Origin of the sequence: Pseudomonas sp. NFACC56-3 (assembly GCF_900100025.1) — a bacterium.
GTDB lineage: Bacteria > Pseudomonadota > Gammaproteobacteria > Pseudomonadales > Pseudomonadaceae > Aquipseudomonas > Aquipseudomonas fluorescens_AA.
In genome coordinates this window covers 47,720-60,192 of the sequence record NZ_FMTK01000021.1, presented here as the reverse complement: position 1 = coordinate 60,192, position 12,473 = coordinate 47,720, and the positions used below count along the sequence as shown (strand labels likewise).

Annotated in this window: 10 protein-coding genes; 4 read left to right on the top strand and 6 right to left on the bottom strand. The window is 61.5% G+C overall.

The window, feature by feature from the left end:
* Nucleotides 1–129 precede the first annotated feature (129 nt).
* From hemL to BLO80_RS23215, 3 genes are read right to left on the bottom strand one after another with little or no spacing between them, the layout of a single operon-like run.
* A complete protein-coding gene (gene hemL, locus BLO80_RS23225; RefSeq protein ID WP_092332906.1) occupies nucleotides 130–1,413 on the bottom strand; it encodes a glutamate-1-semialdehyde 2,1-aminomutase in 1,284 nt (427 codons plus the stop codon).
* A 28-nt stretch (nucleotides 1,414–1,441) separates the two neighbouring features.
* A complete protein-coding gene (gene thiE / locus BLO80_RS23220; RefSeq protein WP_092332908.1) occupies nucleotides 1,442–2,068 on the bottom strand; it encodes a thiamine phosphate synthase in 627 nt (208 codons plus the stop codon).
* A gap of 17 nt (nucleotides 2,069–2,085) precedes the next feature.
* Nucleotides 2,086–2,883 (bottom strand): hydroxymethylpyrimidine/phosphomethylpyrimidine kinase, encoded by a 798-nt coding sequence (locus BLO80_RS23215; protein WP_092332910.1) that lies wholly within the window; start codon nucleotides 2,881–2,883, stop codon nucleotides 2,086–2,088.
* Between the two features lie 415 nt (nucleotides 2,884–3,298).
* Between BLO80_RS23215 and BLO80_RS23210 the strand changes: the two genes are divergently transcribed.
* The gene (locus tag BLO80_RS23210; protein ID WP_092332912.1) at nucleotides 3,299–5,683 is read left to right on the top strand and encodes a hybrid sensor histidine kinase/response regulator; all 2,385 of its coding nucleotides are present in this window, start codon (nucleotides 3,299–3,301) and stop codon (nucleotides 5,681–5,683) included.
* A gap of 71 nt (nucleotides 5,684–5,754) precedes the next feature.
* Nucleotides 5,755–7,404: an acyl-CoA dehydrogenase family protein gene (locus tag BLO80_RS23205; protein ID WP_092332914.1), complete on the top strand. Its 1,650-nt coding sequence runs from the start codon at nucleotides 5,755–5,757 to the stop codon at nucleotides 7,402–7,404.
* Nucleotides 7,405–7,494: 90 nt separating this feature from the next.
* Here the strand turns inward: BLO80_RS23205 and BLO80_RS23200 are convergent, their stop codons facing one another.
* Complete coding sequence (locus BLO80_RS23200; RefSeq protein ID WP_092332916.1) at nucleotides 7,495–8,703, bottom strand: NHL repeat-containing protein; 1,209 nt, start codon at nucleotides 8,701–8,703, stop codon at nucleotides 7,495–7,497.
* Between the two features lie 349 nt (nucleotides 8,704–9,052).
* On the opposite strand from BLO80_RS23200, the gene amn reads away from it, so the two are divergent.
* Nucleotides 9,053–10,552 carry an AMP nucleosidase gene (gene amn / locus BLO80_RS23195; protein WP_175459540.1) on the top strand — a complete coding sequence of 500 codons (1,500 nt, stop codon included), beginning with the start codon at nucleotides 9,053–9,055 and terminating at the stop codon, nucleotides 10,550–10,552.
* A gap of 140 nt (nucleotides 10,553–10,692) precedes the next feature.
* Nucleotides 10,693–11,259, top strand: a complete 567-nt coding sequence (locus BLO80_RS23190) for a pseudouridine synthase (RefSeq protein ID WP_175459543.1) — start codon at nucleotides 10,693–10,695, stop codon at nucleotides 11,257–11,259.
* Here BLO80_RS23190 and BLO80_RS23185 read toward each other — a convergent pair.
* Together BLO80_RS23185 and BLO80_RS23180 are read right to left on the bottom strand one after the other, a co-directional pair.
* Entirely contained in the window at nucleotides 11,254–11,463 is a 210-nt protein-coding gene (locus BLO80_RS23185; RefSeq protein ID WP_003228500.1) for a DUF2788 domain-containing protein, read from the bottom strand. The two genes, BLO80_RS23190 and BLO80_RS23185, sit on opposite strands and share 6 nt — an antisense overlap.
* A gap of 215 nt (nucleotides 11,464–11,678) precedes the next feature.
* Nucleotides 11,679–12,158, bottom strand: a complete 480-nt coding sequence (locus BLO80_RS23180; protein ID WP_003185723.1) for an Lrp/AsnC family transcriptional regulator — start codon at nucleotides 12,156–12,158, stop codon at nucleotides 11,679–11,681.
* Nucleotides 12,159–12,473: the final 315 nt, after the last annotated feature.

Below are 12,473 nucleotides of genomic sequence, written 5' to 3'. Positions count from 1 at the left end.
AGTCTTTACTCGTTTTTCTGCTGCACGGGAATGCTAATAGCAGCTTCGGGCATAAATACGTAGGAAAAGGGCGGGGGGTTGTCAGCAATCACTGACGCCAGCTTCAGCCAGCGTCAGTTATCCACAGGCTTACTTCAATGCCGCGAAGGCCCGTTCGGCCGCATCGAAGGTGATCTTCAGCTCGGTCTCGCCATGGGCGATGGAGGTGAAGCCGGCTTCGAACGCACTCGGGGCCAGGTATACACCGCCGTCGAGCATCAGGTGGAAGAAGCGCTTGAACCGGTCGGCATCGCTGGCCATGACGTCTTCGAAGGTGACGATGTCATCGGCGCCACTGAAATACAGGCCGAACATGCCGCCGGCCTGGGTGGTCACGAAGGGAATACCCGCCGCATCGGCGCGGATCTGCAGGCCGTCGAGCAGGCGAGTGGTGTAGTCGGTGAGTTCGGCGTGGAAGCCCGGGCGGCTGATCAGGCGCAGGGTGGTCAGGCCGGCGGCCATGGCCAACGGGTTGCCCGACAGCGTGCCGGCCTGGTAAACCGGGCCCAGCGGTGCGATGCATTCCATGATGGCGCGCTTGCCGCCGAAACAGCCGACCGGCATGCCGCCGCCGATGATCTTGCCGAAGGTGCTCAGGTCCGGCGTGACGCCGTAATGGGCCTGGGCGCCGCCGAGGGCCACGCGGAAGCCGGTCATCACTTCATCGAAAATCAACACCACGCCATGCTGGTCGCACAGGCTGCGCAGGCCTTCGAGGAAACCCGGCGCCGGCGGCACGCAGTTCATGTTGCCGGCCACCGGCTCGACAATGATGCACGCCACTTCCTGGCCGACTTCGCCGAGCATCTTCTCGACTTCTTCAAGGTCATTGAACGGCAGGGTCAGGGTGTGTTTGGCGAACGCCGCCGGCACACCGGCCGAGCTCGGTACGCCCTGGGTCAGTGCGCCGGAGCCGGCCTTGACCAGCAGGCTGTCGGAGTGACCGTGGTAGCAGCCTTCGAACTTGATGATGCTGTCGCGACCGGTGTAGCCCCGTGCCAGGCGGATCGCACTCATGGTCGCCTCGGTACCGGAGCTGACCATGCGCACCATTTCCATCGACGGCACGATCGAGCAGACCAGGTCGGCCATCTCGGTTTCCATCGCGGTCGGGGCGCCGTAGGACAGGCCGTGAACCAATTGCTTGCGCACCGCATCCAGCACGTCCGGATGGCTGTGGCCGAGGATCATCGGGCCCCAGGAGCCGACGTAGTCCACATAACGCTTGTCGTCTTCGTCGGTGACGTACGCGCCTTCGGCGTGCTTGAAGAACAGCGGGGTGCCGCCGACGCTCTTGAACGCACGAACAGGCGAGTTCACGCCGCCGGGGATGTGTTTCTGGGCGTTGGCAAACAGGGTTTCGGAACGGGACATGGTTGGGCTCTCGAAAACGAAAAATGGACTATTTGATCTGCAGCAGCTCGTTGAAGGCGCGGGCGCGGCGCGTCACTTCAGCGCTGCTGTCGGCGCCGAACAGGCCGTGGACCACCGCCAGCAGGTCGACCCCGTGGGCCACCAGCGGGGCGGCGTTCTCCAGGGTGATGCCGCCGATGGCGCACACCGGAATATGCAGTTTGATGCGCACCTGTTCGAGCAGTTCAAGGTTTGCGCTGGGGGCGCCGGGCTTGGTGTGGGAGTTGAAAAAGCGCCCGAACGCGACATAACTGGCGCCTTCGCTGGCGGCCTGTTCGGCCAGGGCCAGGCTGGCGTGGCAGGTGGCGCCGACGATCGCCTTGTGCCCGAGCAGCGCCCGCACTGGCGCCAGCGGGCCATCGGTCTGGCCCAGGTGCACACCGACGCCCAGGCGCGCGGCCAGTTCGGCGTCGTCATTGATGATCAATTGGGTCTTGTAGCGCTCGCACAGGTTGCGCAGGGCTTCGGCCTCCCGCAGGCGGCGGGCTTCGTCGCTGCTTTTGTCGCGGTATTGCAGCAGGGTCACGCCACCTTCCAGCGCCGCTTCGACATAAGCGAGGAACTTGCCGGCCAGCAGTTGGCTATCGGTGACGGCGTACAGGCCACGTAATTTCATTCCACAGGCCTCCGGTGCTACGAGCAGAAATCCAGCGGCAACCGACGCGGCACGAACTGGCCTTTGCCCAGTTGTTCGGCATCGCGCAAGGTGCGCCAGGTGTAATCCAGCGCTGTCTTGACGGCGCTGGCGAGTTGTTCGCCCTGGGCCAGCCGACCGGCCAGGGCGCTGGCCAGGGTGCAGCCGGAGCCGTGGTAGCTGCCGGGCAAGCGCTGGCAGGTAAAGGTTTCACGGCGGCCATCGCGGCTGTACAGGCGATTATGGACTTCATGTTCGTCGCCGTGACCGCCGGTGATCAACAGGTGTTTGACGAAGGGCAGCAGTTTTTCCGCGCACGCGTCGGCGCTGCCCTCGGGCAGTTCGGCGAGGATGCGTGCTTCAGGCAGGTTGGGGGTGGCGATGATTGCCAGGGGCAGCAGGCGTTCGCGCATGGCGTAGCCGACTTCATCCTTGCCCAGGCGCCCGCCACCGCCGGCGCGCAGCACCGGGTCGCAGACCATCGGCAGATGCGGGTGGGCCTGGAGCAGTTCGACCACCGTGTCGACCATTTCCAGTGAGCCGAGCATCCCCAGCTTGACCGCCGCTACCGGCGAATCGTTGAGCACGGCATTGGCTTGCGCCAGCACCCACTGGCGATCGAGCACGCGGAAATCGCTGACGTTGACGGTGTCTTGCACGGTCAATGCGGTAACGGCCGGGGCGGCATGACAGCCCTGGGCGAGCAGGGCTTCGATATCTGCCTGCAAACCGGCGCCACCACTGGGATCGTGGCCGGAGAGACAGAGGACAACGGGGCGAGAGCTGTAGATATTCATGGTACGCGAGCTTACCACCAAACCTGTTTTATCGGTGGCGGGAGTCAGAGGATTTGTACGCTGCCTGTGATGGCAAGGCCCGGCTCATCGTGGCGAGGGAGCTTGCTCCCGCTGAGGTGCGAAGCGCCTCCCGATACCAGGCGGCCGCTTCGCGCCCGAGCGGGAGCAAGCTCCCTCGCCACGGTGAGTCATCGTTCAAGATTCCTTTCTGACCAAAGCAACAGCTCTATCTCAATGCTTTGCTCTGAAATGCCTGTTCTAGAGCCTTCTGTGGGAAAAATTTCAATGGTGCAAATTGGCCATCAGCGGCTATGCTAGAGATGGATCCAACACATATCAGGTAATGCCGGTTTTACGTCTACTCAGGGAATGGGGGGCTTCCTGACTCAACCGGACAGGCCACGCTGGGGCTTAAATGCGCTATTTGCTGATGTTACTGCTGTGCTTGTCCCCTCTGGCAAGTGCCCTGGAATTCGATGAGTTCACCCAAAGCCTGCCCTTGGGCCATGCCTTGCAAGTGTTCGAGGACGCGGGCGGCACGGCCACCCTGGATGAGGTCCTGGCCCAGTCCGCGGCGGGTGCCTTCAAGCCCCACGACGAAGCCACGCTGAACGCCGGTTACTCGCGATCAGCCTTCTGGTTGAAAATCGACCTGCACTATCGTCCCGACAATCCGGGCGCCCAGCGCACCTGGCTGCTGGAGTTGGCATACCCGCCGCTGGACCACCTCGACTTGTACCTGCCCGACGCGGCGGGGACTTATCGCCTGGTTCGCCAGACCGGTGATGCGTTGCCGTTCGCCAGCCGCGAGATCCGCCAGAACAATTACCTGTTCAGCCTGGCGTTCAAACCCGAACAGCAACAGACCGTCTATTTGCGCCTGCAAAGCCAGGGTTCGATCCAGGCGCCGATGACGCTGTGGTCGAGCACTGCGTACCTCGAGCAACAGCCGGTGCGCCTGTATGTGCTGGGCATCATTTACGGCGTGCTGCTGGGGATGCTGGTGTACAACCTGTTCATCTACCTGAGCGTGCGCGATACCAGCTACCTCTACTACATCTTCTACATCGCCTCGTTCGGCCTGTACCAGTTGTCGGTCAACGGTGCCGCCGTGGAGTACTTCTGGCCGGACAACCCCTGGTGGGCCAACGCCGCGACGCCGTTCTTCATCGGCTGCGCGGGGCTGTTTGGCAGCCAGTTCGCCCGCAGCTTCCTGCAAACCGCCCGGCATGGCCGCTGGATGGACCGCATGCTGCTGGCACTGATCGGCTACAGCGCCGTGGTCATCAGCCTGTCGCTGATGACCAGCTATGCCCTGGCCCTGCGCCTGGCGACGGCGTTGGCGCTGGTGTTCACGGTGGCAATCTTTGCCGCGGGGCTGTTCGCCTGGTGGCGTGGCCTGCGGGTGGCGCGTTATTTCATCATTGCCTGGTCGGCGTTTCTGCTGGGGGGCATCGTCAATACCTTGATGGTGCTGGGCTACCTGCCGAACGTCTTCCTGACCATGTACGCCAGCCAGATCGGCTCGGCCATCGAAGTGGCGCTGTTGTCCCTGGCCTTGGCCGACCGCATCAATGCCATGCGCGAACAGCAGGCCCAGACCTTGTTGGACGCCGGGCAGAAACTCGAAGTGCTCAACCAGCAACTGGCCCACGGCAACAAGCTCAAGGATGAATTCCTCGCCACCTTGACCCACGAACTGCGCACGCCGATGAATGGCGTGATCGGTTCCCTGGAGTTGATGGAAACCGTCGAGATGAACGAGGAGCTGACCCAGTATCAACAGACCGCCGCCGGATCGGCGCGGGACATGATGCGCATGGTCAATGGCATCCTCACCCTCACCGAGTTGCAGGCCGGCAAGCTCAAGGTCTATCCGGCGCCGTTCAGCTTGCGTGGGGTGATCGATGCGCTGCAGGTGCAGTTCGGCGCCAATGCCGCGGCCAAGGGCCTGGATTTCAAGGTCGACGTGTCCCCGGGCCTGGCGGACCGGTTGATCGGCGACAGCGGCAAACTGGCTCAATGCCTGGAATGCTTGCTGGACAACGCGATCAAGTTCACCCGGTTGGGCGGCCTGGCGCTGCGCGTCAGCGGTCGGCCGACGGAGCTCGATCGGCTGGTGTTGTCGTTTGCCGTCATCGACACCGGGATCGGCTTTACCGACCTGGGGGAAGCGACCTTGTACCAGCGCTTCTTCCAGCTCGACGGCTCGATGACCCGCGAATATGGCGGTCTCGGCGTGGGCCTGGCGATCTGTCGGCAACTGGTGGAACTGCTGGGCGGGCGCCTGACCCACACGTCCGAGCCCGGTCGCGGCAGCCGGTTCCAGTTGGACGTGGAGTTTGACGTGGCCTTGCCGGCGGCGGTCCCGACGCCGTTTTCCTTCGGTGGCCGCCAGGGCTCGCGCCAGCCCCAGGATTGCACGGTGCTGCTGGCGGATGACAACAACATCGATCAGTTGGTCATGCGTGGCATGTTGCTCAAGTTGGGTTATCGGGTGCGCACCGCCGACAGTGGCCGAGCCGCGCTGGATCTGCTGCACGGCGAGCGCTTTGACGCGGTGCTGCTCGATTGCCAGTCGCCGCCGCTGGATGGTGTGTCGGTCTGCTGCCAGATCCGCGCGTTGTCTGGCTGCGAAGAGCTGCCGGTACTGGTGGTCAGCCCGAACCTGGGGCAGGAGCGCTGTCCCTCGGGCGCGTTGATCGACTACCTGAGCAAACCGGTGAAATTCGACGCATTGCAGGCCACGCTCCAGCGCCGGGTGCTTTGCCCGAGACAGGGTGAAAGCGCCGATATTTAGGCGTATATGACACTTTGTTCGGCCTGGAGGCGGTGCTTAACTGAATCCCTGGACGATCGAGGAGCCCTGTCATGAACCTGCACCAGTTCGCTGAAACCCACGATGTCACCAATCAACCGCCGTCCCTGGATGGCGCCAACCTGTACCGCATCGACCTGCCGTTGCAGCAGTGGTCGCAGCGCTTTGGGGCTGGCTGGGCGCAGGCGCGGATCGATGCGTATGGGGCACTGGCCGGCGGGCCGTTGATGGAGGCGGGCTTCCTGGCCAACCAGAACAAACCGGTTTTTTCCAGTCATGACCGCTACGGCCATCGCATCGACCTGGTGGAGTTCCATCCCGCTTATCACCAGTTGATGCGCACCGCCGTCGAGCATGGCCTGCCGAGTTTGCCTTGGGCCCATCCACAGCCCGGCGCCCATGTCGCCCGGGCATCGATGACCTATCTGCACAGCCAGGCCGAAGCCGGTACGGGTTGCCCGTTGACCATGACCTTCGCCAGCGTGCCGGCGCTGCGCCTGCAACCGGATCTGGCCGAGCGCTGGCTGCCGAAGGTGTTGGCCACTGAGTACGACCCGCGCAACGTCGGCATGGCCCACAAGGCCGGGGTGACCCTGGGCATGGCGATGACCGAAAAACAGGGCGGCACCGATGTGCGGGCCAACACCACCAAGGCCTATCCGGTGGGTGCCAGCGGCCCGGGCCAGGCCTATGAGCTGGTGGGGCACAAATGGTTCTGTTCGGCACCGATGTGCGACGCTTTCCTCACCTTGGCCCAGACCGACAAGGGCCTGACCTGTTTCCTGCTGCCGCGCCATCGTCCCGACGACACGCGCAATCAGTTCTACATCCAGCGCTTGAAGAACAAGCTGGGTAACTGTTCCAACGCCTCCAGCGAAGTCGAGTTCCGTGGCGCCCTGGCCTGGATGGTCGGTGAAGAAGGCCGCGGCGTGCCGACGATCATCGAGATGGTGGCCATGACCCGCTTCGATTGCATGGTCGGTTCCAGCGCCCTGATGCGCCAGGCGCTGACCCAGGCCAGCCATCACTGTGCGCACCGCAAGGTCGGTGGCAAGCCGTTGAGCGAACAGCCGCTGATGCAGAACGTCCTGGCTGACCTGGCGTTGGAAAGCGAGGCCGCCCTGGCCTTGAGCCTGCGCATGGGCCGGGCGCTGGACCATTTGAATGACGAGCATGAGGCCAAGTTCGCCCGGCTGGTGACGGCGGTGGGCAAGTACTGGATCTGCAAGCGCGCCCCCGGGATGATCAACGAAGCCGCCGAATGCATGGGCGGCGCTGGCTACGTCGAAGACAGCATCCTGCCGCGGCTGTACCGTGAAGCGCCGGTCAACTCAACCTGGGAAGGCTCCGGCAACGTGCAATGCCTGGATGTGTTGCGTGCCCTGTCCAAGGAACCAGGTGTACTGGAGGTCTTGTTCAGCGAACTGGGCGACGGCCATGGCGACAAGCGCCTGGCCGGGCACATCCACCAATTGCACACAGCCTTCAAGGACACCGACGACATCCAGTATCGCGCTCGGCAATTGACCGAAGACATCGCCGTCGGCCTGCAGGCCAAGCTGTTGCTGGAGGCGGGCAACAGCGATGTCAGCGATGCCTTCATCGCCAGCCGCCTCGGCTCGGCAGGCCGGGTGTACGGCGCCTTGCCTCGGGGGTTGAATGTCGAGGCTATTGTGGCGCGCTCGACCCCGCAGGGGTTCTGAGAGCCGATTATCCCGATCTACCGCATGTAGTTTGGACCGTAACGTGACGAGGGAGATTGATAACTCCCTCTTCACCGTGATTGGTTTCGATTAACCCAGCAGACGGACAATGGCGCCGATGCCGTTGCTCGAGCCGGAAACCAATATTTTCTCGTCAGGTTGTATCTGGATGACAGGAGATGGGCTGTAATCCATTAGTTGGAGTTCAGGGGCGGTGAAGTTGGCGTCCGGAGAGCCATCCTTTATATACCTTAGTAAGACGGTTGTACTGGATTTTTGGCACAGCACTATAAGTTTTTCGTCAAGTGATGAAGTTACATGCAAGGCTTGCCATCCGTAGTCCGATTCGTCGGTTACGAATATTTCCAGGGCATTTCCTCCGTTAAACGTATTGTCTTGCGTGCCGTCTGCGTTAACGCGTGACAGGAGAGGTAATGCCCCCAGCAGGCTGCCATTCTCTCCTTTGAAAATATAGCCTGCAGCCAATGTCTTTCCGTCAGGCTGTTGGGCCAAGTGAATGAGTTCTACATGAAAGCCTCCCGTGCCATCAATCAAAACAAATCCCTGATTGAAGCCGCCGTAACTCAAGTCAAGCTCGCCTTGGTTGGTATAGCGGGCAATGAGCCCGCCTCTTTGGTATATGCCGCTGACCAGTACCTTGTCTGCCTGTACGGCGACGGATTGAAAACTGGCGCCCGGCATTGAGTACACCACGCCGTTGTTGCCGAAAGTCACATCAGGCTTGCCCGCTGCATTGAGGCCAAAAATCACACCGTCACGCCCGGCGCCAGTGTCTCTGGTTTCCGTTGCTGCAAAAATGCTTCCATTCTCTCTAGCGGCTATGCCCGCTCTATGACGAGTCGCCAGCTCTGTATTGAAGGTAGTGACTCCACCGGTGCCAAACATAAGATCCAGACGGCCATCGGGAAGCAGGCGAGCGAATAGCGCCCCACTGAAATAATCGAAGGGCCCACCACCCAGGCCTCCAACTACAACAATTTTTCCGTTTTCTAGTACTAAATAGTTCAATACCGTCAAACTGTCGTTTATTGGAAGTCGAGTATAAACCACACCCCCACTGCCAAACGTGGTGTCCAGAACGCCCTCCGTCGTGTGTTTCACGATAGCTAGGGTGTTAAATTGCTCGGTCATCGAAATTGATAGTATTTTTCCATCCGACAGTAGCCTGGATGTACCCTGGAATGGCCCGGACGGGAGTTGAATTCGAGCAATGCCTTGATCTCCGAAGTTGTTATCAAAACTACCCGGAGCGGTGCTTTGTGTGGTTGATATGTTCATTGAAATAGACCTTGGTTGCTGGGTAGAGGGCCTTAACAACGCGCTTCATTAGAAATTCGATATGCCTCAATGAATGGCGATATTCACAAGAACAGAATTCACGTAAATTGCCTGTCTGTATACTGTCAAGAATGACAGCTATTATGAGCGTTGCATTGATAGCGCCATACAATGGCTGGCGTATTGTTCTCGATTTATTTCTCGAAGGTGCTGAGCGCAGACCTGATCAATCTGTCTCAGGCCGGTACCAGGCCGCCATCGCGAGCAGGTTCGCTCCCACAGGGATTGTCGGTGAATGATCGAGCGCGCCAATACGCCACTGTTCCCGTAAGACGGCGATGCAGGCAAGATGAAGGCCTGCAAGTCAGAACACAGGAAGCTGATCGTGACCGAAGCGTTTATTGTCGTTCAAACCGCTGAACAAGCCGTGGATCGTCTAGCGGCCCTGCACGAGCGTGCGACCACCGCGCTGAACCAGGCGCTGATGCGTTATCTCAAGGACCGCATCGAGCCGGATGCCGAGCAGCGTGCATTGTTTCGCTATCCCGCCTTGCGCCTGACCTACCACTGCCACGGTGAAGTCCCGCAAACCACGCGGGCCTATGCCAAGGTCCAGTTGCCCGGCACCTACAGCGTCACCGTTACTCATCCCGCCGCGTTCCGTAAATACCTGCTGGAACAGCTGGTCCCGTTGATGCACGACTTTACCGTCACCGTGGAAGTGGGCGTCAGCGAGCAGAACATTCCGTACCCGTACGTGGTGGAGCAGGGCGACGAACTGGCCGGCTCCGGCGTGACCGCCGCCGTGCTGGCGCGGGTATTCCCCAGCACCGACCTGTCGGCCGCCAGCGATGGCATCGCCGACGGCCTCTACGACTGGGAAAACACCGACCCGCTGCCCCTGGCGCTGTTCGATGCCGCGCGGGTGGACTTTTCCCTGCGCCGGCTGGTGCACTACACCGGCAGCGACTGGCGCCATGTGCAGCCGTGGATCCTGCTGACCAACTACCACCGCTATGTCGACCAGTTCATCGTCCATGGCCTGGAGCAGTTGCGCAGCGACCCGCGCTTTGTGCGCATGGTCCTGCCGGGCAACGTGATCATCGACAAGAACATGGACCATGGCGAAGCGTCGGCCATCGCTGCCGGCGTGGTGTGGCACCGTTACCAGATGCCGGCTTATCACCTGCAGACCAACGACGGCCATGGCGTGACCCTGGTGAACATCGGTGTCGGCCCGTCCAACGCCAAGAACATCACCGACCACCTGGCCGTGCTGCGCCCGCATTGCTGGCTGATGATCGGCCACTGCGGCGGGCTGCGGCAGTCCCAGACCATTGGTGACTACGTGCTGGCCCACGCCTACATGCGTCGCGATGGCATTCTCGACCGGGTGGTGCCGCCGAACATTCCGATTCCAGCCCTGGCCGAAGTGCAGATGGCGCTTCAGCAGGCGGCGGCGAACATCACCGGCGAGAAGGGCGATGAGCTGAAAAAGCGTCTGCGCACCGGCACCGTGCTGACCTACGACGATCGCAACTGGGAACTGCGCTGGGCCCAGGAACGTCCGCTGATCAACCTGTCCCGCGCCGTGGCGGTGGACATGGAAAGCGGCACCATCGCCGCCCAGGGTTATCGTCTGCGGGTGCCCTATGGCACGTTGCTGTGTGTCTCGGACAAACCGCTGCACAGCGAGATCAAGCTGCCGGGCTCGGCCAACGCGTTCTATGAGCGAGCGGTCAACCAGCACCTGAAGATCGGCATCGAGGCGCTGGACCTGTTGCGCACCGAACTCAACTCGTTGCATTCGCGCAAACTGCGCAGCTTCGACGAGCCGCCGTTCCGCTGATCGGAGGGTGGTCATTTAACGGTCGGGCCACTAGCATGGTCGGCCCCGACCGTTAGATGTTTGTATTCGCCATGCCCCGTCCTCCACGCCCCGCTTCCCGTCGTCCTGGCGCGAAGCTTCCCGCCGCTGCGCCGCGCCGTGTGGCCAAGGCTCCGCCGGCCGAGCCAAAGCTGATCCTGTTCAACAAACCCTTCGACGTGCTGACGCAATTCAGCGACGGTGAGGGGCGGGCGACGCTCAAGGATTTCATCGATGTACAGGGCATCTACCCGGCCGGGCGGCTGGATCGCGACAGCGAAGGTTTGCTGTTGCTGACCAACGATGGGCAATTGCAGGCGCGTATCGCCGACCCCAAGCACAAGCTGGCCAAGACCTATTGGGTGCAAGTAGAGGGTGAGCCGAGTGCCGAACAGTTGCAGCGTTTGCGCGAGGGCGTGGAGCTGAACGACGGCATGACGTTGCCGGCCGAGGCGCGCCCATTGGACGAACCGCAATTGTGGCCGCGCAACCCGCCGGTGCGTTTTCGTAAAAGCGTGCCCACGAGCTGGCTGGAACTGGTGATTCGCGAAGGGCGCAACCGCCAGGTACGGCGCATGACCGCTGCGGTAGGCTTGCCGACACTGCGCCTGGTGCGGGTCAGGATCGGTGACTGGACCATCGAAGGCCTTGATCAAGGCCAGTGGAAGGAAGTCCCGGCGCGCTTATAACGCCCCAGACTCGATCAGGCCGATCACCACGCTCTTGATGATGAACGCGGCCACGCCGAGGCCCAGCACGAAAAACAGGATGAACGAGCCAAAACGCCCGGCCTTGGACTTCTTCGCCAGGTCCCAGACGATGAAGCCCATGAAAATGATCAGGATGCTGACCAGGCCGGTCATCATCCACTCTTCGAAAACAGCAGGATCCATCAGGACACTCCGGCGTGGGCGGGATTGAAAAGGCGCGGCGAGTATAAGGCATGGTTGGCGGGCGAGGGATTGGCCTGCGGCGGTGTGTCGCAGCTATTCATCGCCTGGGCTGACGCTATCGCGAGCAAGCTCGCTCCCACATTGGATTCATGGTGAGCGCAATATCTGTGAGCGCCCGGCCCCCTGTGGGAGCGAGCTTGCTCGCGATGGCGTTTTTAGCTGCGCAGGTGAGTCAACGGCAACTCGGTGCTGTTGAGCACCTGGTTCAGCACAAAGCTCGAACGCACGCTGGTCACCCCGTCGATCCGGGTCAGGTGCCCCAACAGCAGTTTCTGGTAATGGTCCATGTCCGGCACCACGACCTTGAGTTGATAGTCCGCATCCATGCCGGTGACTAGGCTGCATTCCAGCACTTGCGGCAGGTTGCGGATGGCGGCTTCGAAATTTTCGAAGCGCTCGGGTGTGTGACGGTCCATGCCGATCAGCACATAAGCGGTCAGGCTCAGGCCCAGTAGCTTGCGGTCGAGCAGGGCGACCTGGCGGGTGATGTAGCCGTCATCCTCCAACTGCTTGACCCGCCGCGAGCAGGGGGAGGGCGACAGGCCGATGCGTTCGGCCAGTTCCTGGTTGGAGATGCGCGCATCGCGCTGCAATTCCGCCAGAATGCTCAGGTCGTAACGGTCGAGTTTGCTCATCGGTCAGGCCTTAATCTTGATAATTGCGGAGGATTATCTATCCGGGGTTAAAAATTGCGCAAGTGATGTTTATTTCCGCAATCTTCGCAATCATCTGTCGGCACCTCAGGCTTATGCTTACCACCAAGATCACTGCTCGGACAAACAGTCCAGTGCGGCCCGCCCAATCAGGCCGGCTGCGGTCGCAGTACCCACCGGTACTGGCAGACCCCCGAGCTGCACACCGTCCAGAAGACGGCGTGAGGTGAGCCGACGTCATAAGCGTCGAGCACGGACGAAATTCTCAAGGGGAGGCCGACGGGCCTCCCTTTTTTA